The sequence below is a fragment of the Nocardioides pini genome, assembly GCF_026712185.1.
Classification (GTDB): domain Bacteria; phylum Actinomycetota; class Actinomycetes; order Propionibacteriales; family Nocardioidaceae; genus Nocardioides; species Nocardioides pini.
Genome location: NZ_JAPPUX010000003.1, coordinates 347,503 through 372,104 on the forward strand (window position 1 = coordinate 347,503; position 24,602 = coordinate 372,104).

Annotated in this window: 22 protein-coding genes; 11 read left to right on the forward strand and 11 right to left on the reverse strand. The window is 72.8% G+C overall.

Annotation, left to right across the window (positions count from 1 at the left end; all coding sequences use genetic code 11):
- Positions 1–4 precede the first annotated feature (4 nt).
- Genes NYO98_RS11435 through NYO98_RS11445 form a run of 3 tightly spaced genes read left to right on the forward strand, consistent with a single transcriptional unit; the run spans position 5 to position 1,779 of the window.
- On the forward strand, positions 5–370 hold the full coding sequence (locus NYO98_RS11435) for a DUF742 domain-containing protein (protein WP_268111816.1): 366 nt from the start codon (positions 5–7) through the stop codon (positions 368–370).
- Positions 351–947, forward strand: coding sequence for a GTP-binding protein (locus NYO98_RS11440; protein ID WP_056906137.1), 597 nt, complete (start codon positions 351–353; stop codon positions 945–947). Before NYO98_RS11435 ends, NYO98_RS11440 begins: the two co-directional genes overlap by 20 nt.
- A 4-nt stretch (positions 948–951) precedes the next feature.
- A complete protein-coding gene (locus NYO98_RS11445; RefSeq protein ID WP_268111819.1) occupies positions 952–1,779 on the forward strand; it encodes an ABC transporter substrate-binding protein in 828 nt (275 codons plus the stop codon).
- Between the two features lie 77 nt (positions 1,780–1,856).
- Here the strand turns inward: NYO98_RS11445 and NYO98_RS11450 are convergent, their stop codons facing one another.
- The gene (locus NYO98_RS11450; RefSeq protein WP_268111821.1) at positions 1,857–3,029 is read right to left on the reverse strand and encodes a calcium:proton antiporter; all 1,173 of its coding nucleotides are present in this window, start codon (positions 3,027–3,029) and stop codon (positions 1,857–1,859) included.
- 39 nt (positions 3,030–3,068) lie between these two features.
- Positions 3,069–4,067: a GTP pyrophosphokinase gene (locus tag NYO98_RS11455; RefSeq protein ID WP_326494434.1), complete on the reverse strand. Its 999-nt coding sequence runs from the start codon at positions 4,065–4,067 to the stop codon at positions 3,069–3,071.
- A 99-nt stretch (positions 4,068–4,166) separates the two neighbouring features.
- On the opposite strand from NYO98_RS11455, the gene NYO98_RS11460 reads away from it, so the two are divergent.
- The gene (locus tag NYO98_RS11460; RefSeq protein ID WP_268111822.1) at positions 4,167–4,757 is read left to right on the forward strand and encodes a hypothetical protein; all 591 of its coding nucleotides are present in this window, start codon (positions 4,167–4,169) and stop codon (positions 4,755–4,757) included.
- 13 nt (positions 4,758–4,770) lie between these two features.
- On the opposite strand, the gene NYO98_RS11465 is transcribed toward NYO98_RS11460, so the two are convergent.
- Positions 4,771–6,228, reverse strand: a complete 1,458-nt coding sequence (locus NYO98_RS11465; protein WP_268111823.1) for a phosphodiester glycosidase family protein — start codon at positions 6,226–6,228, stop codon at positions 4,771–4,773.
- Between the two features lie 89 nt (positions 6,229–6,317).
- On the opposite strand from NYO98_RS11465, the gene NYO98_RS11470 reads away from it, so the two are divergent.
- Positions 6,318–7,529, forward strand: a complete 1,212-nt coding sequence (locus NYO98_RS11470) for a site-specific DNA-methyltransferase (RefSeq protein WP_268111824.1) — start codon at positions 6,318–6,320, stop codon at positions 7,527–7,529.
- 71 nt (positions 7,530–7,600) lie between these two features.
- Here the strand turns inward: NYO98_RS11470 and NYO98_RS11475 are convergent, their stop codons facing one another.
- The gene (locus NYO98_RS11475) at positions 7,601–9,007 is read right to left on the reverse strand and encodes a WS/DGAT/MGAT family O-acyltransferase (RefSeq protein ID WP_268111825.1); all 1,407 of its coding nucleotides are present in this window, start codon (positions 9,005–9,007) and stop codon (positions 7,601–7,603) included.
- A 103-nt stretch (positions 9,008–9,110) separates the two neighbouring features.
- On the reverse strand, positions 9,111–10,244 hold the full coding sequence (locus NYO98_RS11480) for a glutamate--cysteine ligase (protein ID WP_268111827.1): 1,134 nt from the start codon (positions 10,242–10,244) through the stop codon (positions 9,111–9,113).
- Between the two features lie 80 nt (positions 10,245–10,324).
- Between NYO98_RS11480 and NYO98_RS11485 the strand changes: the two genes are divergently transcribed.
- A complete protein-coding gene (locus NYO98_RS11485) occupies positions 10,325–11,746 on the forward strand; it encodes a threonine/serine exporter family protein (RefSeq protein ID WP_268111828.1) in 1,422 nt (473 codons plus the stop codon).
- Here NYO98_RS11485 and NYO98_RS11490 read toward each other — a convergent pair.
- The 6 genes from NYO98_RS11490 to NYO98_RS11515 form a co-directional block, all read right to left on the reverse strand.
- Positions 11,724–12,293 (reverse strand): DUF402 domain-containing protein, encoded by a 570-nt coding sequence (locus NYO98_RS11490; RefSeq protein ID WP_268111829.1) that lies wholly within the window; start codon positions 12,291–12,293, stop codon positions 11,724–11,726. The two genes, NYO98_RS11485 and NYO98_RS11490, sit on opposite strands and share 23 nt — an antisense overlap.
- Before the next feature lie 348 nt (positions 12,294–12,641).
- Positions 12,642–13,469, reverse strand: coding sequence for an SDR family NAD(P)-dependent oxidoreductase (locus NYO98_RS11495; protein WP_268111830.1), 828 nt, complete (start codon positions 13,467–13,469; stop codon positions 12,642–12,644).
- 21 nt (positions 13,470–13,490) lie between these two features.
- Positions 13,491–14,915: a sensor histidine kinase gene (locus NYO98_RS11500; protein ID WP_268111831.1), complete on the reverse strand. Its 1,425-nt coding sequence runs from the start codon at positions 14,913–14,915 to the stop codon at positions 13,491–13,493.
- Positions 14,912–15,637, reverse strand: coding sequence for a response regulator transcription factor (locus NYO98_RS11505; protein WP_268111832.1), 726 nt, complete (start codon positions 15,635–15,637; stop codon positions 14,912–14,914). The genes NYO98_RS11500 and NYO98_RS11505 overlap by 4 nt, the downstream gene beginning before the upstream one ends.
- Before the next feature lie 39 nt (positions 15,638–15,676).
- The gene (locus tag NYO98_RS11510) at positions 15,677–16,852 is read right to left on the reverse strand and encodes an RNA polymerase sigma factor (protein WP_268111833.1); all 1,176 of its coding nucleotides are present in this window, start codon (positions 16,850–16,852) and stop codon (positions 15,677–15,679) included.
- Positions 16,849–17,256, reverse strand: coding sequence for a YciI family protein (locus tag NYO98_RS11515; protein ID WP_268111834.1), 408 nt, complete (start codon positions 17,254–17,256; stop codon positions 16,849–16,851). Before NYO98_RS11515 ends, NYO98_RS11510 begins: the two co-directional genes overlap by 4 nt.
- A gap of 144 nt (positions 17,257–17,400) precedes the next feature.
- Between NYO98_RS11515 and NYO98_RS11520 the strand changes: the two genes are divergently transcribed.
- The 5 genes from NYO98_RS11520 (at position 17,401) to NYO98_RS11540 (ending at position 24,440) form a co-directional block, all read left to right on the forward strand.
- Entirely contained in the window at positions 17,401–17,850 is a 450-nt protein-coding gene (locus NYO98_RS11520) for a hypothetical protein (RefSeq protein WP_268111836.1), read from the forward strand.
- Between the two features lie 55 nt (positions 17,851–17,905).
- Positions 17,906–21,751, forward strand: a complete 3,846-nt coding sequence (gene hrpA / locus NYO98_RS11525) for an ATP-dependent RNA helicase HrpA (RefSeq protein ID WP_268111837.1) — start codon at positions 17,906–17,908, stop codon at positions 21,749–21,751.
- Positions 21,752–21,806: 55 nt separating this feature from the next.
- A complete protein-coding gene (locus tag NYO98_RS11530) occupies positions 21,807–22,403 on the forward strand; it encodes a hypothetical protein (RefSeq protein ID WP_268111838.1) in 597 nt (198 codons plus the stop codon).
- A gap of 138 nt (positions 22,404–22,541) precedes the next feature.
- On the forward strand, positions 22,542–23,009 hold the full coding sequence (locus tag NYO98_RS11535; protein WP_268111839.1) for a type II toxin-antitoxin system PemK/MazF family toxin: 468 nt from the start codon (positions 22,542–22,544) through the stop codon (positions 23,007–23,009).
- Between the two features lie 9 nt (positions 23,010–23,018).
- Positions 23,019–24,440: an ABC transporter substrate-binding protein gene (locus tag NYO98_RS11540; protein ID WP_268111840.1), complete on the forward strand. Its 1,422-nt coding sequence runs from the start codon at positions 23,019–23,021 to the stop codon at positions 24,438–24,440.
- The last annotated feature ends 162 nt before the right edge of the window (positions 24,441–24,602 follow it).

Genomic DNA, 24,602 nt, shown 5'->3' on the forward strand with positions numbered 1-24,602 from the left:
TGCCGTGACGCCACCCGAGCCGGAGGACGAGGGCTACCGCCCTCGGCTGATCCGGTCCTACACCCTCACCGCAGGTCGGACGGCCTCGAAGGTAGAGCTGGCCATGGAGGCCACGCTCCGCCTGCAGGCCGGTGTGGAGGCCCCCGTGCTCTCCCCGTCCGCTGCGCAGGTTCTCGAGGTCTGCGACCGGCGTTCCGTGGCCGAGGTGTCGGCCCTCACCAAGATGCCGATCGGCGTCACCCGGGTGCTGCTGGGCGACCTGATCGAGCAGGGCCTGGTCCGAATCCAGGCCACCATCACCGACAGCACGTCGACTGATGAGCGTCTCGAGCTCATCGAAAGGACCCTCCGTGGACTTCGAAACTACTAAGGCGCAGCGCGCGGCCGCGTCGACGAAGATCGTCATCGCCGGCGGCTTCGGCGTCGGCAAGTCGACGCTCGTCGGCGCCGTGTCGGAGATCGACCCGCTGCGCACCGAGGCACTCGTCACCAACGAGTCCGAGGGCGTCGACGATCTCGCTGCCGTGCCCACCAAGGCCACCACGACCGTGGCGATGGACTTCGGCCGCCTCACCCTGGCCGAGGACCTCGTGCTCTACCTCTTCGGCACGCCCGGCCAGCGGCGCTTCTGGTTCATGTGGGACGACCTGTGCCGCGGCGCCATCGGGGCGATCGTGCTGGTCGACGTGGCGCGGCTCGACGAGTCGTTCTCCCCGCTGGACTACTTCGAGTCCAAGGGCATCCCGTTCATCGTCGCCGTCAACGAGTTCGACGGCGTCCCGCGCTACCCCGCCGAGGAGATCGCCGCCGCGCTGGCCCTGCCCGCCGACGTACCGATCATCAGCCTCGACGCCCGCGACCGCGAGCAGGCCAAGGGTGCGCTCGTGAAGATCACCGAATACGCCCTCATGCGACTGCGCGAGTCGCTCACCGTGAATGCGAACTGACGCCATGACCCGCACGATCCGACGGCAGCCCCGACGCATGGGCCCTGCTCGCACGGCCCTCGCCGCCCTGTCCTCCGTGGCCCTGATGGCCACGCTGAGCGCCTGCGGTGGCAGCGCCAGCGCCGACGAGGCCGACGCCCTGAGCGAGGTGTCGCTGGTCTTCAGCGGCGCGCTCACCGTCTGCACTGACATGCCGTACGCCCCGTTCGAGTACGAGGAGGGCGGCAAGCCCACCGGCTTCGACATCGACCTGGTGCGCAAGGTCGCCGACAGCCTCGACGCCGACCTCGACGTGATCGACGTGTCGTTCGACGACATCACCTCGGGCAACTCGCTCAACACCGACGCGTGCGACCTCGCCATCTCGGCGATGACCATCACCGGCGAGCGGGCTCGCGTCCTCGACTTCTCCAGCCCCTACTTCGACGCCAAGCAGGCGCTCATCACGCCGCGCGGCTCGGGCCTGGACCAGCTCGAGGAGCTCGCCGGCAAGCGGGTCGGCGTCCAGAAGGACACCACGGGCGAGACCTACCTCAGCGACTTCGCGCCGGAGTCCACCCAGGTGACGGCGTACGACGACGCGGCGGGCCTGCAGGCCGCGCTGGCGGCGGGTGAGCTCGACGCGGCGATGCTCGACAACACCGTGTCCGGCCAGTTCGTCTCCGACAACCGCAAGCTCAAGCTGGCCCGCGAGTTCGACACCGGCGAGCAGTACGGCATGGCGGTGAAGAAGGACGGCAACATCCCGCTCCTGCGCGCCATCAACGGCACCCTCGCCGACCTCCGCGAGGACGGCACCTACGACAAGATCTACGGCAAGTACTTCGGCTGATCCACGCGCTCACGCGGCCCCGGCAGGACTCCTGCCGGGGCCGCGGTGCGTCCGGCCTCGTCCTGCCGGCGCGGGCGCTACGGCGCGACGGTGAGGAAGAGGAAGGCGGCCAGGAGCACGAGGTGGACGCCGCCCTGCAGCGGCTTCGCCCGACCCGGTACGACGGTGAGGATCGCGACGGCCGCGGTCAGGAGCAGCAGCACGGACTGGAGCTGGTTGAGGCCGAGCTCGAGCGGCCCGTCCAGCCAGATGCTGGCCACCGCGATCGCGGGGATGGTGAGGCCGATGGAGGCCATCGCGGAGCCGAGCGCGAGGTTGAGGCTGACCTGGACGCGGTTGCGGGTCGCGGCCCGCACGGCAGCGATCGTCTCCGGGGCGAGCACCATCAGCGCGATCACGACGCCGACGACCGCCGGCGGGAAGCCGAGGGCGGCGACGCCGGACTCGATGGCCGGGGACTCGATCTTCGCGAGCCCGACGACGGCGACCAGGGAGACGACGAGCAGCCCGAGGCTGGCGAGGGCGGCCCGGTCGGTGGGCGGGTCGGCGTGCCCGTCCTCGTCGAGGTCGACGGGCTGGTGCTCGAACGTGCCGGCGTCGGCGGCCGCGCGGGCGGCGGCGGCCTCCGCCGCAGCCCTGGAGGTGACGAGCGGCGAGTGGGAGTCCTGGGTCACCGGCAGGAAGAAGTCGCGGTGCCGGATGGCCTGGGTGAAGACGAACATCCCGTAGAGCGCGAGGGAGGCGATCGCGGCGAAGGCGAGCTGCGCGTCAGTGAACTCCGGCCCGGGCTGCGACGTGGTCACCGACGGCACCACGAGGCACAGCACCGCGAGGGCGATGACGGTCGCCAGGGCCGCACCCGTGCCCTCCGGGTTGAACACCGCGAGGTGGTGCCTGAGCGCGCCGACGAGCAGTGAGATGCCCACGATGCCGTTGAGGGTGATCATCACCGCCGCGAAGACGGTGTCGCGGGCGAGCCCGGCGGTGTCCTTGTCGGTGGTGACCATCAGCGTGACGATGAGGCCCACCTCGATGATGGTCACCGCGACCGCCAGCACCAGCGACCCGTACGGCTCGCCCACCCGGTGTGCGACGACCTCGGCGTGGTGCACGGCCGCGAGGACGACGGCGACGAGCAGGACGGAGAGGATGCCGAGCACCGGCCCGCTGTCGGGGTGCAGGGGCCAGGCGATCGCCAGGGCCACCGCGGCGAGCAGGGGAGTGACGAGGGTCCACGACAGCCGGGGCATGGCACAACCCTAGGGGCGGCGCCGGCGGCCGGGCAGCCGTCAGCCCTCGGGCGTGGTCAGCTTCTCGAGACGCGCGCGCAGCAGGGGGACCCGGTGGCTGTTGCCCTCGAGGGTGACGTACTGCTCCCCGAAGATCGCGAGCAGCGCGTCGTCGAGGCGTCGCACGGCACCGGCGGGGTAGCGGTATCCCATCCTGCGGATCACCGCGTCGGCGTCGACGGAGGTGAGCAGGTCGTCGAGGTCGTCGATGGTGTCGATGCCGAGCTCGGTGAGCAGGCTGGCGATCCAGTCGTAGTGGTCGGTGTGAGACCAGCCGGCGTCGCTGTAGTGGCCGGCCAGGAAGGTGGCCAGCTCCTGCCCGACGATGTGGTCGGCGTCGGCCTCCGCGGTGCTGCCGGGCGCGGCCGCCTGGATGCGCTCGCGGATGGTCGCGAACTCGCGGTCGGCCAGCTCGATCAGCCCGGCGGCGAGGGTGAAGCGGCGGTCGAGGTCGGCGGCGGCGTCCTCCGGCACGTTGCCCTTGTAGCGGATGTCGTGCTCGAACTCCGCCCACGCGTGCTGCAGCACCGTGCGGACCTGGATGCTGGCCAGCTCGCCGGCGAGCTCGGGGTGCTCCTCGCCCCCGTTGGTGCGCACCAGCAGGTGGCGGCTGGCGTAGCCGAACCGGCCCGACCGGGCGGTCTCCTCGCCGAGGTCGCGGTCGTCGATGATGGTCAGCTCGTCGTCGAGCAGCTCGGCGACGGCCGCCACGTCGCTGTGGACGTAGGTGATGACGCGCACGCCGATCTGGTCAGTCACTTCGCGCAGCGGGTCGGCGTAGAGCGGCCGGCCGTCCTGGGTGCGGTTGGCCTTGGCCGAGAACGACGCGACGCTCTTCGTGCGACCGGTGACGCTGAGGTAGTCGATGCCGGCATCGTCGAGCAGCGTGCGGATCAGCGTCACCCATCCGGCGGTCGCTGCCACGAGCTGCGGTTGCCGTGCGGCGTAGGCGCGAACGGCCTCGCGGACCGGCTCGGCCTGGTTGTCGGGGCCACTCATGTCGCCAGCCTGCCAGTGCGGTCCTCGCGGAGTCGACGCGACGTCCCGCGTGCGAGCCTTCCGGGGGAGCCGGACCGGCGTCGATATCGTCGAAGCACCATGAGCACCTCACCGCGCCGCTCGGGCGCCCGCACCCGGTCCGCCTCCGCCCTCCTCGCCGCGCTCGCCCTCGCCGGCGGGCTCTCGGCCTGCGGGGACGACGACGGCGCGACGGCGACCGACCTGGCAGGTACGACCAGCACGCCGAGCCCGTCCGACGCCGAGATCCCCAGCGAGACGCCCAGCCCCTCCGACAGCCCCTCGGAGCCGTCCGCGGACCCGGGCGCCACGCCGATCGACGCCGAGGGGTCCGCCGGGGTCACCGAGGCCGTGCTGGTCGACGCCACGGAGGGCGGCGGGTCGCCGTCGACCCTGGCGTTCGCCCTCGACACCGACCAGGCCGTCTCCGACTTCGTCGTCGGGCTGCAGAACGGGCTGCCGGACGAGGTCGCGGCCGCCGTCCACGAGGTGCACGCGCCCGGCTCGACGCCGTACGGCGCCGTCGTGTCGACGGGGTGCGAGCCCCCGCGCAGCGTCGCGATCGACGCCGGCGAGGCCGGCTTCGAGGTCGTGCCGGCGCTGCCGAAGAGCACCGTGCAGTGCCTCGCGCCGGTGACGTACGTCGTCGTCTTCGCCGCGCCCGACGCCTGAGCCGGGCCTCCGGTCAGGGGGCCGGCGTCGGCGGCGTCGTCGGCGGCGTCGTCGGCGGGGTGGTCGGCGTCGGCACCGGGGTGGTCGGCGTCGCGGTCGGCGTGGGAGCCGGCGGGAGGATCGGCACGACCGGCGGCAGCTCGCCGTGGTAGACCAGCCCGAAGGAGTTGGGCACGAGGCGCTCGTTGCCGTCGGAGGGCTCGTTGACGATGCCGAACGCGCCGGTGCCGGTGCGGGTGTACATCGCCGACGAGCCGCCGCCGTCGAGGTTGATCGCGTTCTCCGCGCCGAGGGCGGTCATCATGTCGGCGAGCTCGACCATCGTGTAGCCGCGGCTGACCGTGGATCGCCCGTCGACCACGAGGATCAGCAGCTTGCGGCCGTCGGCGTCGATGCCGACCGCCGTGCGCGGGTGGGCGATCGTGTTGTTGATGACGGTGCGCACGCCGTTGACCAGGAGCGGGCGGTCGCCGCTGATCGCGACCGTCGGCTTGCCGCCGACCATGCGCCTCGAGAGCGTGAGCTTCTTGCCCTTCTTGAGGGTCTTCAGCTTGGCCGCGGCGGGACCGGTGCCGATCAGCACCCGCTCCTTCTGCTTGATCTTGCGGCCGTCGGAGAGCTTGGGCCGGTTGGAGATGACGCGGTTCTTGCGGAGCACGACCTCGCGGGCCCGCTTCTTGCCGGCGGTCACCTTGTAGCCGTCGGTGCGGTGCCAGTCGGTGGTGAAGACCCCGATCTGGCCCGACGGGACGCGCGGGTGGTTGACGCCGCTGATGGTCCACGCCCGGCGCTGGCGGATGGTCCACTCGAGGGCGAGCGGGCTGACGTGCGGGCCGGAGTCGTCGAACCACAGGGACGAGTTCACGCCGGGGATCCAGCCCTCGCGGTAGCCGGTGAGGACGCCCTTCTCGCGGTTGACCGTCACGCCGAGCGGGGCGTCGGTGCTGCCGATGTCGAAGAAGTCGCCGTTGACGGCGCCGAGCGCGCCGTTCCACGCGCCGAGCTGGCTGACCTTCTTGCGGCTGGTGACGTAGGTGGGGGAGAACTCCTCGAAGGTGATGTTGGGGGCGTCGAGGCTGACGCTGAGGAGGTTCATCCGGACCTGCCCGACCGGCTGGCGGCCGTCGACCTGGTCCCACTCCCGCAGCACGACGCCGGGCGCGATCTCGTAGCTCGTGTCGTTCAGGACCGTGACAGCGCGACCGCGGGCGTTCACCGGCGGGCCGACCACGATGCCGGGCTTGCCGTCGGAGGTCTGGTTGCGGCCCCGGTAGCCGCTGTCGCCGCCGTACGTCAGCCCGCCCTGCTTGCTGCTCGTGCGGTCGCCCTCGTCGGCGACCGACGGACCGACGCCGACGTTGAGCGCGAGGCCTGCGACGAGGACGCCGGCGGAGGCCAGCGTCAGGGCTCGACCGCGGGTGCGAACCGGGCGGCGTGCGGAGGGCTGGGAGCGACGCGTGGAGGAAGACACGCGCTCCACAGTAAAGGACGTCGTGGGACTGGTGGGAAAATTGGGATCAGCGATTCCGGCGCCCGTGCCGAGCGCCTAGGCTGCCGAGCGTGTCCGCCGCGTCGTCGTACCCCGCGTGGAACACGCTCCACGTCGGCGACAACCTCGACGTGCTGCCCCGGATCCCCGCCGGGTCCGTCGACGTCGTCTACACCGACCCGCCCTACAACACCGGCAACGACTTCGCCTACGCCGACCGGTTCCGCGACGGCTCGCACGCCGACCCGTACGCCGGCCGGCACGCCGCGTGGACGGCGATGATGCGGCCACGGCTCCAGGCGGTGCGTGCGGCGCTGGCACCGCACGGGGCGGTCTTCGTGAGCATCGACGACAACGAGGCCGCCCACCTGCGGCTGCTGATGGACGAGGTCTTCGGGGAGGCGAACTTCCTCGCGCAGGTCGTGGTCAACCTCAACCCCAAGGGCCGCCAGCTCGGCCGCGGGTTCGCGACCAGCCACGAGTACGTCCTGGCGTACGCCCGCCACCTGCCGTCGTGCCTGGTGGACGGGTCGACGACCGAGGCCGTCGACGAGGCCGACTTCCCGCTGGTCACGCCCGACGGGCGGCGGTTCCGCTACCTGCCGCTGCGCAACACCAACAAGAAGTTCAACCCCGTGAGCGCGCCGACGCTCCACTACCCGCTGCACGGCGACCCGGAGACGGGCCGGGTCTCGGTGACCGCGTTCGACGGCAGCACGGCGCTCACGCCCGTCTTCGGCGACGGTCGCCCGGCCGTGTGGCGGTGGTCCCGCCCGCGCGTCGAGGAGCGGCCCGACGACCTCGAGTGCCGGGTGATCCGCGGCCGCAGCGGGGAGCGGGCCGACATCTTCCAGCGCGACTGGCTGCACCGCGAGGGCGGTCGCCGCAGGAAGCTGCGCACCATCTGGCTCGCCGAGGAGATCGGCTCGACCGACACCGCGGTCGCCGAGCTCAAGGCGCTGGTGGGCCACGTCTTCGAGTCCCCCAAGCCCACGGGTCTCGTGCGTCGGATCCTGTCCATGCTGCCGCCCGACGCAGTGGTGCTCGACCCCTTCGCCGGGAGCGGCACCACCGGTCACGCGGTCGCCCTCGCCAACGTCGCCGACGGCGGCACCCGCCGCTGCCTCAGCATCAACTCCGCCGAGCCCACCCGCGAGGGCTCCAACGCCCGGCTCGCCGGTCTCGCCACCGTCGCCGACATCACCCGCGCCCGCCTCGCCGCCGTCGCCGACCGGGTGGGCGGGGGCCTCGAGGTGGTGCTGGAGTCACCGGATATCCGGTGAGTTTCGTGCTTCTAGGTAGAGATCTCTACCTAGAAGCAGGGCGGTCACCGGATATCCGGTGACCGCCCCACTCAGGCGGCGCCGGCGGCGCGCTCGAGGGCGGTGAGCTCCTCGTCGAGGTACTGGAGCAGGACCTGGAGGTGGGGGACGGTACGGCGGCAGCCGGTGAGGCCGAAGCACATCTTGCCGTCGTACGACGTGCAGGTGATGTTGAGCGCCATCCCGTTGATCGGGATGGAGAGCGGGTAGGTGCCGGTCAGCTTCGCGCCGTTCCAGTAGTGGGTGGTGCGGGGTCCGGGGACGTTGCTGACGACGAGGTTGTACGGCGGGCGCACGATGCCCTGCATCCGGAAGAGCGGGCCGAGGATGGCGGGCGCCTGGCCGAGGGCGCTCATTGCCAGGATCTGGGTCGGCGTCATCGCCGACAGGCTGTCCTTGCCGTCCTTCATCGATCGGTGGATCGCCGCGAGGCGGTCGGCCGGGTCGGGCAGGTGGGTGCCGAGCTGCACCATGACCGAGCCCACCGCGTTGCCGCCGTCGGCCGAGGCGAGCTGCGACTCCTTGGCGTTCAGCCCGACCGGCACCATCGAGATGAGGGTGGTGTCGGGCAGCGCGTCGAAATCGAGCAGGTAGGTCCGCATCGCACCGCTGACCATCGCCAGCACGACGTCGTTGATGGTGGTGCCGCTCGCGCGACCGACCGCGCGCAGCCGCTCGACCGGCCAGTCCTGGGCGGCGAAGCGCCGCGAGCCCGTGATGTTCTGGTTGAGCATGGTGCGCGGGGCGTAGAGCGACAGCGCGGACGTCTCGTTGCGCACGCTCCGGTTGAGGGTGCGGACCAGCGCGCCCGGCATGCCGGCGGCCTCCGACGCCATCGCCAGCGCCGTACGCAGCGCGGCGGCCGTGACGTCGGACCGCGACGTGGCGGCGGACGTCACGCGCTCCTCGCGCGGCTCGCGCGGTCGCAGCGCCCAGGGGGCGGGCATGTCGCGCTTGTCGGGGTCGGTCGACAGCACGCTCGCGAGCAGCCGCATCGCCGAGACGCCGTCGACGAGGGCGTGGTGGGTCTTGGTGTACATCGCCACGCGCCCGTCGCGCAGGCCCTCGATGACCGTGGCCTCCCACAGCGGCCGCTCCCACGCGAGCCGGGTGCTGTGCAGCCGCGAGCAGAGCTCGAGCAGCTCGCGGATCCGGCCGGGCTTGGGCAGCGCGCTGTGCCGGACGTGGTGCTCGATGTCGAACTGCTCGTCGGGCACCCACACCAGCTGGCCCGCCGTACGCGCGGAGCGGTGCGGGTGCTTGAGGAAGAGCGGCGCGACCTGCTCGACGTCGCGCATCTGCTCGTACATCTCGCGGACGTATCCGCGACCGGCGCCGGCGGGCTTCTCGAAGAGCTGGAGCCCGCCGACGTGCATCGGCATGTTGCGGTTCTCGGCGAGGAGGAAGCCGGTCGCGGTCGGGTCGATCGGGTCCACCACTGGCTGCTCCTCCGGTTGGGCCTCGACGCCGAGCGAGGCGGGGAGGTCCGGGCATCCTCTCGCCCCCGGCGACCCGCCACAAGGGCGCGGACGGCGAGCGGCCTCAGGACTCCAGCGAGTGGGCGAGCTCGGCGACGAGCGCGTCGACGACCGCGACCAGGTCGCCACCGGACTCGTGGGCGACGGCGCGCTGGCGCTGGTACGACGCCCCGCGGACGGGGATGTCGGCGACGCTGCGCAGCTCGGCCTCGCAGTCGAGCCGCTTGGCCACCGGGGTGAGCCGCTCGAGCAGGTCGTCGAGGTCCTCGGTGACGAGCCGTTCGCGGTTGCGGTCGTCGAGGATCACGATCGCGTCGAGGCCGTAGCGCGCGGCACGCCACTTGTTCTCCTGCACCTGCCACGGCGGCAGGGTGGGCAGGTCCTCACCGGCGGCGAGCCGCGTGTCGAGGTCGACGACGAGGCAGTGGACCAGCGCGGTGAGGGCCCCGAGCTCGCCCAGGTCGGACATGCCGTCGCACACGCGGTGCTCGAGCGTGCCGAGGTGCGGCGCGGGGCGCAGGTCCCAGCGGACGTCGGCCATCGAGTCGATGATCCCGGTGGTGGTCTGGTCGGCGATGCACTTCTCGAACTCCGACCACGTGTCGAAGGCGAAGGGCAGCCCCGCGGTCGGCAGCTGCTGGAACATCAGGGCCCGGTTGGACGCGTAGCCGGTGTCCTGGCCCGCCCAGATCGGCGAGCTCGCGGAGAGCGCGAGGAGGTGGGGGTACGTCGTCAGCATCGACGCCAGGACCGGCATCACCCGGTCACGCTCGGGCATCCCCACGTGGACGTGGACGCCCCAGATCAGCATCTGGCGGCCCCACCACTGCGTGCGGTTGATCAGCTCGGCGTAGCGGTGGCCCTCGGTGAGCTGCTGGTGCGACCAGTCGGCGAAGGGGTGCGACCCGGCGCCGAGGAGGTCGACCCCGAGCTCGGCCGCGGCGGGCGTGACGACGGCGAGGGTCTCGCGCAGGTCGGTGACGGCCTCCCCGACGGTGTCGCAGATGCCGGTGACGATCTCGACGGTGTTGCGCAGCAGCTCCTTGTGCAGCCGCTCGGGCCGGTCGAGCCGGCCGCCGGCGAGCTCGTGCACCTCCGAGGCGATGCTGACGAGGTCCCGGCTGGCCCGGTCGACGAGCGCGAGCTCCCACTCGACACCGAGCGTCGGCTGCGGCGACGCGTGGAAGTCGATGCGCATGGCTCGAGTCTAGGGACGCCCCCGGCAGGCAGGGCTCACCCCTGTGCCGGGTGGGATCCGACCTTTGCCACCATGGCCGGGTGGACCAGCAGGACGGGCGACCGCGCACCCAGGACGAGGACGATCCGCAAGCCGAGCTCGAGGCCCGGCTCGAGGCCGAGCGGGCCCGCGAGGTCCACCTGACGATGGACCTCTGCCTGCGCATCGGGGAGATGCTCCTGTCGTCGGGTGCGGGCGCCGCGGACGTGACCGCGACGATGCGCTCGGTGGCCGACCACCTGGGCCTGCGCGCCGCCGAGATCGACGTGACCTTCACGGCCCTGTCGATGAGCTACCAGCGCACGTCGGACGACGTACCGACCCTGATGCTGCGCCACGTGCAGCAGCGCGACATCGACTACGAGGACCTCACCGCGGTCGACCACCTCGTGCGCGACGTCCTCACCGATCGCGCCGACCTCTATCTCGCGCGCTCGCGGATGGCCACCATCGTCTCCCTCGGCCACGCCTTCCCGCGCTGGGCCGTGACGATCGCGTGGATGGTGATGGCGGCCGCCGTCGGCGTCTTCCTCGGCGGCGGGCTGGTGGTCTCGCTCGTCGCGGCCGTGGCCGCCGCGCTCATCGACCGGGTGCAGCTCGTGCTCGCGCGCCGACGGCTGCCCTACTTCTACCTCCAGGTCGCCGGCGGCGCGATCGCCACCCTCCTCGCCGGCGCGGTGGCCGCGACGCCGATCGAGGTCGACCCGTCCCTGGTCGTGACCGCCAACATCATCCTGCTGCTCGCCGGGATCGGCCTGATGGGCGCCGTGCAGGACGCCCTCACCGGCTTCTACCTGACCTCGAGCGCCCGTCTCATCGAGGCGATGATGGCGACGGCCGGCATCATCGCCGGCGTCGCGCTCGGCATCGCGCTGGCCGAGGGGGTCGGGCTCGAGCTGGGTCAGCTGGTGCCGGGTGCGTTCGGGGTCTCGGAGCTCCCGGCGGTGCTCGGCGGTGCGGCGGTGTCGGCGGCCGCCTTCAGCGTCGCGTCGTACGCCCCGCGGCGTGCCGTCGTGCCGATCGCCGTCACGACCGCGGCCGCGGCGCTGATCTCGCAGGCCGTGACCGTGCTGGGCTTCGGCCGGGTGATGTCGGCGGGCGCGGCGGCCTTCTTCATCGGCCTCGTGGCCTACGCCGTCGCCGGTCGGGTGCGGGTGCCACCGCTGGTCGTGGCGGTGCCGGCGATCGTGCCGTTCCTGCCCGGCCTGTCGATCTACCGCGGCCTGACGTTCCTCGCCGAGGGCGGCTTCTTCGTCTCGCAGGGGATCCTTGCGCTGATGACGGCGATCTCCGTCGCCATCGCGCTGGCCTCGGGCGTGATCCTGGGCGAGTACGTCGCCCAGCCGCTCAAGCGCGAGGCCCGCAAGCTCGAGAGCCGGCTCGCCGGACCCCGCCTGGTCGGGCCGTTCCGGGCCATGACCCGTGCGGAGCGTCGGGCCCTCAGGCGGTCGTCAGGCGACTGAGCTCCGCCAGCCAGCGCTGGTGCGACCCGTCGTACGGCGCCAGGCCGGCGCGCACCGCCGCGACCAGCTCGTCGCAGCTGGCCTGCGCCGCGGCCACGACGTCGGTGGGGTAGCCGTAGGCGACCTGGTGCTCGGCGAACTCGTCCTCGTCGTCCACGAACACCTCGCCCGGGCCGGCCGGGGGGACGTCCCAGGGTGCGGACGCGACCGGCGGGAGCGGGTCGGGCAGGCGGATCACGTCCAGGTCGAGGTCGACCGCGCGGAGGACCTCGCCCTCCCAGACGGCGGGCGTCGTGACGTCGACGTACAGGTCGCACCAGATCCCGGGCGCCTGGAACGTCGGCAGGTGCCACCGGTCGGGCTGGACCAGCGTCACGCAGTCGACGGCGGAGTGGAACTCGTGGCCGGGGCGGTGGTTGTGGGTGCCGGCCGGGAACCCCAGCCAGTCGCCGTGCTCGTCGGAGCCGAGGAAGACCCCCTCGAAGCGCCAGTGCGGACGGTCCCCCCACTTCGACATCTCGCAGCTGATCGGGGTCCCGGGATCCATGGACCTCAACCTAGGTGATCGGGCACTTCCTCGCGCCAGGAGGCGTCGACCGGGCACTTCCTCGCCCCAGGAGGCGTCGACCGGGCACTTCCTCGCGGAGGAGCACGACGCCAGCGCGAGGAAGTGCCCGCTCGGCCGTGTGCAGCGCGAGGAAGTGCCCACTCGGCAGTCTGCAGCGCGAGGAAGTGCCCGCTCGGCAGTGTGCAGCGCGAGGAAGTGCCCGCTCGGCGGTGTGCAGCGCGAGGAAGTGCCCACTCGGCAGCCTGCAGCGCGAGGAAGTGCCCACTCGGCAGTCTGCAGCGCGAGGAAGTGCCCGCTCGGCGGTGTGCAGCGCGAGGAAGTGCCCGCTCAGTGGGTGCGGGGCGCGAGGCGGGCGACGACGTCCTGGTAGCGGGCACCCAGGAGGCGGGCGACCTGGTGGATGACGTGCGCGTCGAGGCCCACGAGGACGCGGGGCTTCCCGGCCAGCACGCCGTCGAGGATGATCTCGGCCGCGCGGTCGGGCGACATCCGGGCGAGCCGGTTGTCGAAGAGCGCGTCGATGCGGGCGGCGTCGAGCCCGGCGGCCTTCCGGCCGCGGCGGCTGATGCCGGTGCGGACGCCGCCGGGGTGGACGCAGGTGACCGTCACGGGGTGCCGGTGGACGAGCATCTCCTCGCGGATCGCCTCGGTCAGCCCGCGGACGGCGTACTTCGTGGCGTTGTACGCCGACTGGCCGGGCACGGACACGAGCCCGAAGAGCGAGGAGATGTTGACCAGGGCGCCGTCGCCGCTCGCGACGAGGTGGGGCAGGAACTCCTTCGAGCCGTGGACCACGCCCCAGAAGTTGATGCCGACGATCCAGTCGAGGTCGTCGTAGGCGAGGTCGGTGAAGTCGCCGGTGGCGCTGACGCCGGCGTTGTTGACGACGAGGTTGACGCGTCCGAGCTCCTCGACCACGTCGGCGGCCCACGTCGCGACGGCCGCCCGGTCAGAGACGTCGACGACGTCCTGGCGGACCTTCGTCGCGCCGGCCTGCTCCGCGAGCGCGACCGTCTCGGCGAGGCCGTCGCGGTCCCAGTCGGACAGGGCGAGGAGGGCGCCGGCCCGCGCGCAGCGGAGCGCGAGGGCGCGACCGATGCCCGATCCGGCGCCGGTGATGACGACGACCCGGTCGGTGAGGGTGCTGAGGCTCATGACGCCCACTGTAACTCGCGTTTACGTCGCCTGGGAGGGCAGGACGACGGCGATCGTGGTGTCGCCCGGCCGGCTCTCGAGCGTGACGGCGCCGCCGTGGGCGCCCACGATCGCCTCCACGAGGGACAGCCCGAGACCCGCGCCGCCCCGGGTGCGGGCGGCGTCGCCGCGGGTGAAGCGCTCGAACGCCCGGGGGGCGAGGTCGGGCGGGAAGCCCGGACCGTCGTCGTGCACGGTGAACCCGGCGCCGGCCGGACCGGTCGTGCCGGTCACCGTCACGGTGCTGCCGCGCGGCGTGTGCTTGCGGGCGTTGGTGAGCAGGTTGCTCACGACCTGGTGCAGGCGGGCCTCGTCGCCGGTGACGGTGATGGGCTCGTCGGGCAGCGAGAGGCGCCAGGACCGGTCGGGGTCGACGACGCGGGCGTCGTCCACCGCCTCGAGCAGCAGCCGGGAGAGGTCAACGGGGCGTCGCTCCAGCGGGCGTCCCGAGTCGAGGCGGGCCAGGAGCAGCAGGTCCTCGACGAGGGCGGTCATGCGCGCCGCTTCCGTCTCGACCTTGGCGAGCGCGGTGCCGCTGGTCTCGGGCCGGTGCCGGGCCAGCTCGGTGTAGCCGGCGATCGTCGCGAGGGGCGTCCGCAGCTCGTGGGAGGCGTCGGCGACGAACTGCCGCACCTGCTGCTCGCTCAGGTGCCGCTGCCCGAGCGAGTGCTCGACGTGGTCGAGCATCGCGTTGAGCGCCGAGCCGACCTGGCCCACCTCGGTGCGCTCGTCGGTCAGCCGCGCCGGCACGCGGTCGGTCATCTCGATCTCCCCGGACGCCAGCGGCAGCTCGGCGACGCGGTGCGCCGTGGCCGCGACCTCGCGCAGCGGCGACAGCTGGCGGCGTACGACCCAGGTGCCCACGCCGGCGGCGGCGAGCACGCCGAGGAGGCCGGTCAGCAGCTCCAGCTGGACGAGCCGCTCGACCGTCTCCTGCACCTCGCCACGGGGGAGGCCGGCGACGATGGTCCCGCCCGGCACGTCGGTGACCAGCACCCGGTAGCTGCCGAGGCCGGGCAGGTCGACGGTCTGCGGCTCGCCCGCGGCGTCGAGGTCGTCCACCGCCGCCAGCTGGTCCGCGTCGAGCGCCGTCGACGCCGACCAGCTCGCGCCCTGCTGCTCCGACAGGACCGTGCCCCAGGGCTCGCCCGAGTCGGGGCGGTAGGCCTGCAGCGAGCCGAACCGTTGCCCCGGGCCGAAGTCGTCGCCGTCGCGGTCCGGGTGACGGGGACCGGCGGCGAAGCGGGCGGCGTCGCGCACGTCCGCATCGAGGCGCTGGTCGAGGTTGCGCTGCATGGCCAGGGTCGTCGCCACGGCGATCAGGACCGCGGACACCGCGACCAGCAGCACGACCACCGCCACCAGCCGGGCGGTGAGGGTGAGCGGCCGCCGCGGTCTGAGCGTCACGGCGCCGGCTTCAGGACGTAGCCGGCGCCGCGCATCGTGTGGATCATCGGCTCGCGGCCGGCGTCGACCTTCTTGCGCAGGTAGGAGATGTAGAGCTCGACGACGTTGGCCTGGCCGCCGAAGTCGTACTGCCAGACACGGTCGAGGATCTGTGCCTTGCTCAGCACCCGCCGGGGGTTGCGCATGAGGAAGCGCAGCAGCTCGAACTCGGTGGCGGTCAGCGCGATCTCCTCGCCGGCCCGGTGCACCTCGTGGCTGTCCTCGTCGAGGGTGAGGTCGCCGACGACCAGCACGTGGCCGGCGTCGGCCTGGGCCGCCGTGCCGCCGCGCCGGATGAGCCCGCGCAGCCGCGCGACCACCTCCTCCAGCGAGAAGGGCTTGGTGACGTAGTCGTCGCCGCCCGCGGTGAGGCCGGCGATGCGGTCCTCGACGGCGTCCTTGGCGGTGAGGAAGAGGACGGGTACGTCGCTGCCGTCGGCGCGCATCCGGCGCAGCACCTCGAGGCCGTCGAAGTCCGGCAGCATGATGTCGAGCACCACGGCGTCGGGGCGGAAGTCGCCCGCGGCGGCGACCGCGTCGCTCCCGCTGTGCGCCATCCGGAGGTCCCAGCCCTCGTAGCGGAGCGCCATCGCGAGGAGCTCGGCGATGTTCACCTCGTCGTCGACGACGAGCACGCGCACGGGGGAGCCGTCGGGGCGGGTGAGCTGCTGCACGGACAGCATCCTGCCGGGGCAACCTGTGAGGTTGCTGTGCGACGCCTGTCAGCGGACCGCCCGGTTGAGCCGGGCGGCCTCGCGGGTCAGGTGGGTGCGCTCGGCCAGGTCGGTCGCGAGCCCGGCGGCCTCGGCGTAGAGCCGCGCGGCGGTGGCGAGGTCGCCGTCCTTCTCGTGGAGGTACGCCGACGCGGCGCGGTGGCGGGGGAGCGCGGGGTCGACCTCGGCCAGGGCCGCGAGCCCCGCGCGGGCGCCGTCCGCCTCGCCCACCGCCACCGCCCGGTTGAGCCGCACGACCGGGCTGCCGGTGAGCGCCAGGAGCTCGTCGTACCACTGCACGACCTGCACCCAGTCGGTCTCCGAGGCGCTGGGCGCGTCGGCGTGCAGGGCGGCGATGGCCGCCTGGAGCTGGTACTCGCCGCGTCTCTGGCGGGCCAGCGCGCCCTGCAGGACGGCGACGCCCTCCTCGATGAGGGCCGTGTCCCACATCGAGCGGTCCTGGTCGGCGAGGGGGACGATCGTCCCGTCGACGCGCAGCCGCGCCGGGCGCCGCGCGTGGTGCAGGAGCATCAGCGCGAGCAGCCCGTCGGTCTCCGGGTCCTGCTCGTCGGGACCGGCCAGCGCGGCCAGCTGCCGGGTCAGCCGGATCGCCTCGGCGGCGAGGTCGACGTCCCCGGAGTAGCCCTCGTTGAAGACCAGGTAGAGCACGCGCCGCACCGTCGCGAGGTCGCCCGGCCGGTCGAACGACTCGCCCGACACGGTCCGCTTCGCCCGGCTGATGCGCTGCGCCATCGTCGCCTCGGGCACCAGGTAGGCCTCGGCGACCTGCCGGGTGGTCAGGCCGGCCACGGCCCGCAGCGTCAGGGCCACCGCCGAGGCCGGCGTGAGGGCCGGGTGCGCGCAGAGGAAGAACACCCGCAGCGTGTCGTCGGCGGTCTCGGTCGGGCCCTGCCCCGGCTCGAGGTCCACCGCGAGCTCGCGCCGCTGCCGCGCGGTCTCGGAGCGTACGACGTCGAGGAAGCGTCGCCAGGCGACGGTGACGAGCCAGCCCTTGAGGTCGCGCGGCGGCTCCGCGGACCCGGCGCCGAAGGTGCGCCACGCCTCCACGAGCGCCTCCTGCACGGCGTCCTCGGCCGTCGCGAAGTCGGCTCCGCGACGGACGAGGACGCCGATGACCTGGGGCACCACCCCGCGCAGGACCGCCTCGTCCACGGGTCGGCTCACTCGATGGTCTCGGAGTGGTGCTGGAGGAACGGGCGCACCTCGAGCCACTCGTGGATCGGCTTCCCGCCGTTGCCGGGCGCGGCCGAGAGCTCGCCGGCGAGCTCGATCGCCCGGTCCCGGTCCTCGACGTCGATGACCATCCAGCCGGCGATGAGGTCCTTCGTCTCGGCGAACGGGCCGTCGACGACCGGCGGCTTTCCCTCCCCGTCGTGGCGGACCCACATCCCGTCGGGCGCGAGCGCCTGACCGTCGACGAACTCGCCGGTCTCCCGCAGCCGGTTGGCGAAGTCGTCCATGTAACGCAGGTGCGCGTCGACCTCCTCGGGGGCCCACTGGTCCATGGGGACGTCGTTCACGGCGGCAGGCGCGCCGCGGTAGTGCTTGAGGAGCAGGTACTTCGGCATGTCGTCATCTCCTTGTCCGGTGCGGCCATTGTGGCCGCGTCCATCCCGGGGACGGAGCCGCCGGCGGGTCCTCGACATGGTCGACGAGGATTTCTCACGGCCGGGGCACAGCCGCGCCACAGGTTCGGGGCGCACGCTCCTGCCATGAGCGAGAACGACGAGCAGGACGAGACCCAGCCGGTCCGTCGCGACGGCGCCGCGACCCCGCCGCCCGCGGCGGCCGGGTCCATCCCCACCGCGCCGCCCGTGACGGAGCCGGCGCCCGCGGCAGCGACCCCCGCGGAGGCGCCCGTCGCGCGGCGGGGCTTCCGCGAGCGCCTCCGGGCGGCGCGCCGCTCCGACGGCAGCCGCGCCTACAGCCTGGGGGCGCTGGTCGCCTCGGCGCTCGCCGGCATCATCGTCGGCGGACTGGGCGTCAGCGCGATCGACGCGGTCGCCGGCGACGACCACGGCCCCGGCCGCGACGGCTGGGTCCGGCACGACGACGACCGCGGGCCGGGTGGGCGTGAGGGCATGCACGGCGGCCCCTACGGCGTACCGGGTCAGCTGCCGCCGACCACCGTTCCGGACGACGAGGAGGGCTCCAGCTCCTGAGGCGACCGGGCGAGCCGGCGACCGGGCGCGAATTCGGTTGCCGCCGTGGGCGAGAATGGCGCCCGTTGTGAAGATCACCTACCCGGCCGAGCTCCCGGTCTCGGCGCGCCGCGACGACATCGCCGCTGCCATCCGTGACCACCAGGTCGTCATCGTCGCCGGCGAGACGGGCTCGGGGAAGACGACCCAGCTGCCCAAGATCTGCCTCGAGCTCGGCCGCGGCAGGGGCCGCGCCGACGGCGGCGGTCTGATCGGGCACACCCAGCCCCGGCGCATCGCCGCCCGGTCGGTGGCCGAGCGCATCGCCGAGGAGCTCGGCACGGAGCTCGGCGACGTCGTCGGCTACCAGGTCCGGTTCACCGACCGCACCAGCCGTGCGAGCCGCATCAAGCTGATGACCGACGGCATCCTGCTGGCCGAGCTGCAGCGCGACCGCGACCTGCGCAAGTACGACACCATCATCATCGACGAGGCCCACGAGCGCAGCCTCAACATCGACTTCCTGCTCGGCTACCTCCGGCGCCTGCTGCCGCGCCGTCCCGACCTCAAGGTCATCATCACCAGCGCCACGATCGACGTCGAGCGCTTCGCCGCGCACTTCCGGGCCCCGGTGGTCGAGGTCTCGGGCCGGACGTACCCGGTCGAGGTCCGCTACCGCCCGCTCCTCGAGCTGCCGGAGGAGGACGAGGAGGGCGAGCCGGTCCAGCGCGACCAGACCGAGGCGATCCTCGACGCCGTCCGGGAGCTGTCGGCCGAGGGGCCGGGCGACGTGCTCGTGTTCCTGCCCGGCGAGCGGGAGATCCGCGACACCGCCGATGCCTTCGATGCGCTCAAGAGTGACCGCCTCGAGATCGTCCCCCTGTACTCCCGCCTCAGCGCGGCCGACCAGCACAAGGTGTTCTCCAGCCATCCGTCCACCGTGCGCCGCGTCGTGCTGGCCACCAACGTCGCGGAGACGTCGCTGACCGTCCCCGGCATCCGGTACGTCGTCGACACCGGTGTCGCGCGCATCAGCCGCTACTCCGTGCGCACCAAGGTGCAGCGGCTGCCGATCGAGCCGATCAGCCAGGCCTCGGCCAACCAGCGCTCCGGGCGGTGCGGCCGCGTCTCCGAGGGCATCGCGATCCGGCTCTACTCCGAGGAGGACTTCGAGGCGCGCCCGGAGTTCACCGACCCCGAGATCCTGCGCACCAACCTCGCCAGCGTCATCCTCCAGATGGCCTCGCTCCGGCTCGGCGACATCGCCCGGTTCCCGTTCGTCGAGCCGCCCGACCGCCGCAACGTCAAGGCCGGCACCGACCTGCTCGAGGAGCTGGGCGCCGTGACCGTCGCGGACGCGCGCCCGCGCCTGACCGACGTCGGGCGACGCCTGGCCCGGCTCCCGATCGACCCGCGACTGGGCCGGATGATCCTCGAGGCCGAGCGCCTCGGCTGCCTGCGCGACGTCCTCGTCATCGCCGCCGCGCTCTCCATCCAGGACCCGCGCGAGCGCCCCGAGGAGCAGCGGGCGCAGGCCGACCAGCTGCACGCCCGCTTCAAGCACGACTCCAGCGACTTCCTCACGTGGCTCAACCTCTGGCGCCACGTCAAGCAGCAGCAGCGCGAGCTCTCGTCCAGCGCCTTCCGTCGCATGTGCCGGCGCGAGCACCTCAACTACATGCGCATCCGCGAGTGGCAGGACTACGAGTCCCAGCTGCGGCAGGTGTGCAAGGAGCTCAAGCTGGGTCTCGATACACGCGGCTCGTCCCTCACCGCGCACTCGACCACCGGGAAGGGAGAGGGCGGAGCGGCGTACGACGAGGACGGCATCCACCAGGCGCTGCTCTCCGGCCTGCTGAGCCACATCGGTGCGCTCGAGGAGCGCGAGAAGGGCAAGCCGGGGGAGCGGCGCCCGATGCGGGAGTACCTCGGTGCCCGCAACGCGCGCTTCGCGGTCTTCCCGGGCAGCGTGCTGAAGGGCCGCAACCCGGACTTCCTGATGAGCGCGGAGCTGGTCGAGACCTCGCGGCTGTGGGCGCGGCAGAACGCCGCCATCAAGCCCGAGTGGGCCGAGCGCCTCGGTGCGCACCTGGTCAAGCGGACCTACTCCGAGCCGCACTGGTCACGCAAGCGCGCCGCGGTGATGGCGCGCGAGCGGGTCACGCTGTACGGCGTCCCGCTGGTCGCCGACCGCCTCGTGCAGTACGGCCGGATCGACGCGCCGCTCGCCCGCGAGCTGTTCATCCGTCATGCCCTCGTCCAGCGCGAGTGGGACTCCCGGCACCGCTTCCTCGCCGAGAACACCCGCCTCCTCGAGGAGGCGGAGGAGCTCGAGCACCGGGCCCGGCGTCGCGACATCGTCGTCGACGAGGAGACCCTCTTCGAGTTCTACGACGCCCGCGTGGGTGCCGACGTGGTCAGCGGGCAGCACTTCGACCAGTGGTGGAAGCGCGCGCGGCAGAAGAAGCCCGACCTGCTCACCTTCGACCCGGACATGCTCACCCACGACACCGCCGGCGAGGTGCGGGCCAACGACTTCCCGACGCAGTGGCACGACAGCGACGAGGCCGGTCTGACCTTCCCGATCAGCTACCACTTCGAGCCCGGTGCCGCCGACGACGGGCTCACCATCGACGTCCCCGTCGCCACGCTCAACCGGATCGAGGCCGACGACTTCTCCTGGCTCGTGCCGGGGCTCCGCGAGGAGCTGGTGACCGAGCTGATCCGTTCCCTGCCCAAGAACTTCCGCGTCGCGATGGTCCCCGCCCCCAACACCGCCCGCGAGTTCCTCGACGCCACGCCCCCGGGGGCCGAGCCGCTGCTCGACGCGCTCGAGCGGTTCGCGCGGAGCACCCGCAGCCTCGTCATCCCGCGCGAGGCGTGGGACTGGTCCAAGGTGTCCGCCCACCTGCGACCCACCTACCGCGTGGTGACCGAGGAGGGGGCCGAGGCCGGTCGCGGCAAGGACCTCGACGCGCTCAAGGAGCCGCTGCGGCCGACCTTCGAGCAGGCGATGGCCGACGTCGCGTCCGACTCGGGCGTGACCGCCACCGGCCAGAGGGCGTGGACGTTCGGCACGGTGGACGAGTCCTTCGTCCAGCGGCGCGCGGGTCACGAGGTCCGGGGCTTCCCCGCCCTCGTCGACGAGGGTGCGACGGTCGGCCTGCAGGTGCTCGCGACGGCCGACGAGGCCGCGGCGCACCACCGGCTCGGCGTACGCCGCCTGGTCCTGCTCGCGCTCGGCCCGGCCGATCCCGTCGACGACGTCCTCGCGGCGGCGGGCCTCGACCGGCACGGTCAGGCCAAGCTCGCCCTCGTGGGGTCGCCCTACCCGTCGGTGGCCGACCTCCTCGACGACGTCCGCGCCGGCATCGTCGGCGAGGTCGTCGACCAGCACCCCACGGTGCGCGACGAGGCGGCGTACGACGCCGTGGTGGCCGCCTCCCGCGAGGCCGTCGCGACCGGGCTGGCGCCGGCGGTGCACGACGTGATGCGCGTGCTGGAGGCGTGGCGCACCACCGACAGGGCCATCTCCGGGCGCGCCGACCTGATGACGCTCCCGGCCCTCACCGACATGCGCGCCCAGGTCGGCCGGCTGATGGCGACCGGCTTCGTGGGGGAGGCGGGCGTACGACGGCTCCGCGACTACCCGCGCTACCTCGCCGCCGTGACCCACCGGCGCGAGCGGCTCGACGGCCAGGTCGTGCGGGACCGGCAGCTCATGGACCAGCTGGCGGGGCTCCAGGAGGCGTGGCTGCACGCCGTCGCCGCGCTCCCGGACGGGCAGCCGATGCCGCAGCACCTCCGCGACGCGCGGTGGCTGCTGGAGGAGTACCGCGTCTCGCTCTTCGCCCAGCAGCTCGGGACCCGGGAGAAGGTCAGCGACCAGCGCATCCGCAAGGTGATGGCCCGCACGGGTTGAGTGCGCTCGCGGTGTTAGTCGCACCGTGGCCGCGCACTCGACCTAGGGTGGAGCGATGACCGGCCGCACGCACCACCGCCCGATGACGCCCGGAGACGGGTTCTTCGCCGACATCGTCGGAGGAGTCGACCCCGCGCAGGTCCGCGAGGCCGGCGACGTGGCCGCCACCGTCCTCGTGCGGGGCGCCCGCGAGTCCGACGACCCCGAGCTGGCCGAGCGCGTGGTCCGCCTCGCCGACACCGAGGGGCTCGAGACGCTGGCCGAGGTGTGGTCGGGTGCTCCCGCCGACACCCTGGCGGGGAGCCTGTGGCGGCTGTTCCTCCTCCGCTCGTGGGTGCACGCCAGCCCCGACCGGGTGGCCGCCGACTACGAGGCCGGGCAGCGGCGCGTGGACGTCGCCCGCGTGGTCGCAGGGGTGGCCGACCCGCCCGGGCCGGACGAGCTGCGCGGCATGGTCGACGACGTGCTGCGCGGCATCACCCGCGGCGACTTCGCCGTCACCCTCCTCCGCGCCTCCGCCTTCGCCCGCATCGTCGCCGCCGGCCGCGCCGCGCTCGGCAGCGCCTCGCACGAGGAGATCACCCGGATGCTCACCCTGTCGGAGCAGCTCGAGGCGGCGGGACACGTGGAAATCAGGGACACGCTCGCCTGAGGCGTTAAAATGTCCGTGAGTGCGTCGGGCTGTGGCAGCCCCGGGTCCCAAAATCAGCCGCTACGAGCGGCCACGCGCCGTGAGGCGCTCCCGGTCCGGCGCACTCACTCATTTCCCGCGTCGGTCTAGGCTCCGGACGTGGGCATCGCCAAGCGCCTCGGCGCGCTCCTCTCGGGCATCTCCAGGACCGGTACGACCGCTCCCGGCACGACCGCACCGACGTCCGGAACCGGCTCGACGTACGCCCCCGAGCGTGACGGCGAGCCCGATCCCGGCGAGGTCGTGTGGGCCTGGGTGCCCTACGAGGACGACCCCAGCCAGGGCAAGGACCGGCCGGTGCTGGTGCTCGACACGGCCGGGGACGGCTGGGTCGGGCTGATGCTCAGCAGCCAGGACCACGACCGGGACGCCGAGGACGAGGCCCGCTGGGGGCGCCACTGGATGGACGTCGGCACCGGCGGGTGGGACTCCCAGGGGCGGCCGAGCGAGGTGCGCCTCGACCGGTTGATCCACCTCGCACGCGACGGCGTACGACGCGAGGGAGCCGCCCTGGACGAGACGATCTTCACTGCCGTCGTGGAGGCCCGGCGTGGTCTGTCCCGATAGGGTCTGGCCGTGTCTCGCTCCGCCTTCCGCCGCAGTGCCCTCCTCGCGACCGCCCTCACGGTCGCGCTGACGACGGCCGCGTGCACCGGGAACGCCGAGCCCGCGTCCGAGCCCTCGAAGCCGCCGGCCTCGTCGGGCAAGCCGACGGAGAAGCCCCGCGAGGTCACCTTCGGCGCCTACGGCACCGAGGAGGAGGTCGCCGCCTTCCAGAGCGTCGTCGACTCCTTCAACGCCTCCTCCACGACCCGCGAGGTCACCTTGAAGTCGTGGCCCGACCACGAGTCCGCCGTCGCCGACGTGCTCGCCGGCAACGCCCCGGACGCCTTCCTGACCTCGCGCATCGACCTCGACCAGCTCGTCGAGGGCGAGGCGCTGCAGCCGGTGAGCCTGCTGCTCGACGAGCGCGGCGTGGACTTCGGCGACCGCTTCTCGCGCGACGCCGTCGACGCCTTCGCGATGGACGACGAGCTCCAGTGCATGGCGTACTCGGTGTCCCCGATGGTCGTCTACTACAACACCGACATCGTCGACTTCGACAAGATGGAACGTCGCGGCTTCGACGTGCCCTCCGCCAACGACGAGGGCAAGCGGGAGCGCTGGACGCTCGCGCAGTTCGGCGCGGCCGCCCAGTTCGCCAGCCGTCGCGGCGACCGTCGTGGCGTCTGGATCGACCCGACCCTGCAGGGCCTGGCGCCGTTCATCTACTCCGGCGACGGCCAGGTCTTCGACGACGACCGCGAGCCCACCTCGCTGGCCTTCTCGGACGACAACACGCGCGAGGCGCTCAGCGAGACCCTCGCGATCCTCCGCGACTCCGCGGTCACCCCGACCAACGCCCAGCTCGCCCGGGCGACGCCCGTCCAGCTGTTCAAGCGCGGCGAGCTCGCGATGGTCGCCGGCTTCCGCAACCTCGTGCCGCAGCTGCGCGACGCCGAGGACCTCGACTTCGACGTGCTGCCGATGCCGACCATCGACAACCGCGCCACCGTCGGCGACATCAGCGGGCTGTGCATCTCGGCGGACTCCGAGGTGGTCAACGACGCGGCCGACTTCATCGCGTACGCCGTCTCCGACGAGGCGATCGCCACGGTCGCCTCCACCGGCTACATCGTCCCGGCCAACACCTCGGTCGCCGCCTCGCCGGAGTTCCTCGCGCCCGACGACGAGCCGCGCAGCTCCGAGGTCTTCAACCAGAGCATCCGCTACATGGTGGTCCCGCCGTTCATCGACCAGCGCGAGGAGCTCATCGAGGCGGTCACCCCGTTGCTCGAGCAGCTCGTCACCGCGCCCGGACCGCTCGACCTCGAGGGGCTGACCGAGGAGATCGACCTGACCTCGCAGGAGATCCTCTCGCCCGTGGAGACCGAGCAGCCCGACGAGTCGGACACGACCGATCCCACCGAGGACCCGACCGAGTCGCCCTCGGAGTGAGGCCCGCTGGCCGGTCCGGGCCCGCTGCGTCATACGAGCCGGGACCTATAGGTGCGGATCGGTATGACGCTGCTCGGTCGGGCGCTGCTGCGTCATACGAGCCGGGACCCATAGGTGCGGATCGGTATGACGCAGCCAGGCGCCAGCCGCCCTCGGAGTGAG